Origin of the sequence: Moorena sp. SIO4E2 (assembly GCF_010671945.1) — a bacterium.
Lineage (GTDB): Bacteria > Cyanobacteriota > Cyanobacteriia > Cyanobacteriales > Coleofasciculaceae > Moorena > Moorena producens.
The window spans coordinates 1-2,318 of the sequence record NZ_JAAHIE010000893.1; the positions used below are offsets into that span (position 1 = coordinate 1).

Annotated in this window: 1 protein-coding gene and 1 pseudogene; one reads left to right on the plus strand and one right to left on the minus strand. The window is 36.6% G+C overall.

All coding sequences use genetic code 11. The annotated features are described in order from the left end of the window. Window positions 1–328, plus strand: a pseudogene (locus F6K37_RS38675) (hypothetical protein); the annotation flags it as partial. Between the two features lie 275 nt (window positions 329–603). Here F6K37_RS38675 and F6K37_RS38680 read toward each other — a convergent pair. Then, window positions 604–1,689 (minus strand): PEP-CTERM sorting domain-containing protein, encoded by a 1,086-nt coding sequence (locus tag F6K37_RS38680; RefSeq protein ID WP_287256483.1) that lies wholly within the window; start codon window positions 1,687–1,689, stop codon window positions 604–606. Window positions 1,690–2,318 lie beyond the last annotated feature (629 nt).

The following is a 2,318-nucleotide window of genomic DNA, read 5'->3' on the forward strand; positions in this document are numbered from 1 at the left end:
TCTGTTATTGGCTTATGGCGTAGGATTCTTGGCCATACCGTTGCTTCGATATTTCTGGGTTCAGTGGAAAAAGAACCAGATTGAAGCTCAGAATCAAGAACGGCAGGAAAATGCGATCGCACTTAATCAGGCCGATGAAGCTTTACAGAACAAGATTGCCTATGCCCAACAGTTTGCCGCTCAAAATGTAATTCGGGAAGACAATTTGGTTTATAGCAGTGAGAAGGATTTATTGGATCAGGATATCGAAAGGAAAGATCAAATTGATGCGGAGTGGGAACAGCGCTTAGAATTGGGGTCTACTCAGAATCTTGATACAACTAATTAATTAGTAAGCATTTAGCCGTCAGCTGTCAGCCGTGAGCTAAAGGCTCACGCTACGCGAACAGCTTTGTGGAACAGGCTTCGAGGCTGTGACGTAACTCAGATTCAACCAATGGTTACCTTTTTGATTCAAAATGTGACTTCTGACTTCTGATACCAAATCCTGTTCCCATACCCCCTTATCCAAACAGCTATAGATTCCTCGAATAAAAGGATTTGGTCGATTTTTTATAAAGGGGGTGTGGCAAGCGGATTTGGGTTCAGTCCAATACAAAAAAATTATTCGTTAAATTTATATTTATAACGAGTAAAACCTAATCCAGTCACAACTGCCAATAACCCAACTAATGTACCTGGTTCAGGCACATTAGTTGGGTACAAAAATTGAATTCCCCCAATATCATCATTCTGAAGCTCAGTAAGACCAGTAAACCTCGATCTCATAAGGATTCCACTAGTGGCATCAATTGTTAGGTCTCCTAGATCTATAAGATTTTCTCTGACATCCCCATTTTGGTTAATCGGTAGAAAGTCATTAATTGTTTTATTATTATCAAAAAAGGAAAATGCTAATTCTACATCGCCAAGACCTAAAGCATGACCTAATTCGTGTGTAAATGTAGCCTGCCAGTCAGAAAGTTTCCACGTTATATTATTATTCATAAACAAATCAACAGCGTAAATCCTGGAACTAGGAAACAATCCACTATTATCAGAACTGAACCCGTTTGTTAGACGAGTTTTTTGGTCAACCCCCCAAATTCGCGTTACACCACCGAAATCTACAGAACCAACAGGTAAGCCTGCTAATATATCAATCTCAGTTCCCTGAATTCGGTTTCCAGATATTCCTTCTGTATTAACAACAGGTATATCAACCTTGGTAAAGCTCACTGAACTGTTATTTGCCCACTGTGCAAAACCTGAGTTTATCGCCTTAGTAAACTGAGTTAAAGTTGTGAATGGTTCAAAGGTAAAAAAGTTAAAGAAATTTTCTATACTTCCACCTTGAAAGTTGTACTCTAACCCATTCACAAGTGACCGATTTGTTCCAACACCATCAATTCGATTCACACTATCCCAACGAGGAGCATTATCAAGACTGTGAGGTACACGAACTTTATTCGTTTCATTACTAAAGGGATTCAAACGAGTTCCTGTAAAGGTTCCATCAGTTGGATTAATCAAGTCTAAAGCCACCAAACTGAATGCTTGTACATCAGTTGGAATGATCACCAAAGGTAGCCCTATAGAAATAATCTTAAAGAGAAAAGAATTTAGAATACCCTTTGACTGTTTTATATTACCTATTAACGTAATACATGCAGAAACAGAAAATTTCTGGTTCTTTTTTAATCTAAACATCCTAATTTTTTCCAATACTTTTCAATAAAATTAGTTTATAGCTAAAAAATAATAATTTACATAAAGTTATTAAAAAATATTTTAAAAATAAGGTAAAGAAAATGTGAAAAAATATAAGTTACCCCTTTTTCCTGCTCCCAAAATGTACCTCACTAAATTGAAACAAATTTACTCCATCTGAAACCGAGGGTGGCTCGCGAGGGCAGCGAGGTTCTTCTCTCCACCCTCCCAGGAACTAGGGTGTACAAGCTAAATTTAATTTGACTATTGCCTGTATTAGCAATGATAAAATACTCACAAATGTTGATAATCTACAGTCATTGCTTCAAATACTTGCTTACGGTAGTACAACTGTAAATCAGAGTATGCAAGCTCTTGAGCGACTGAAAAAGTATAAGAAGTCTAAGAAATAGGTGAAGATCCTACGGCAGATTGCCCAAGAGTCTACTTTAGTAGTGATAAGTTAGGTTACCTTAGCAATATACCTGTTCCTAGTATCGGAGCAGGTATATTATTCTACATAATGAGATACATACAAATTTTTATTAATTATAGGTTAATTAACCCATAATAAATCAGACAAATACCCACTGTAAACCACCCATAATTAACAAATTAAATAACCATAT

What these genes read in the sequence shown, in the direction of transcription:
- F6K37_RS38680 (WP_287256483.1), bottom strand. Translation starts at nt 1,689, where the DNA reads ATGTTTAGATTAAAAAAGAACCAGAAATTTTCTGTTTCTGCATGTATT.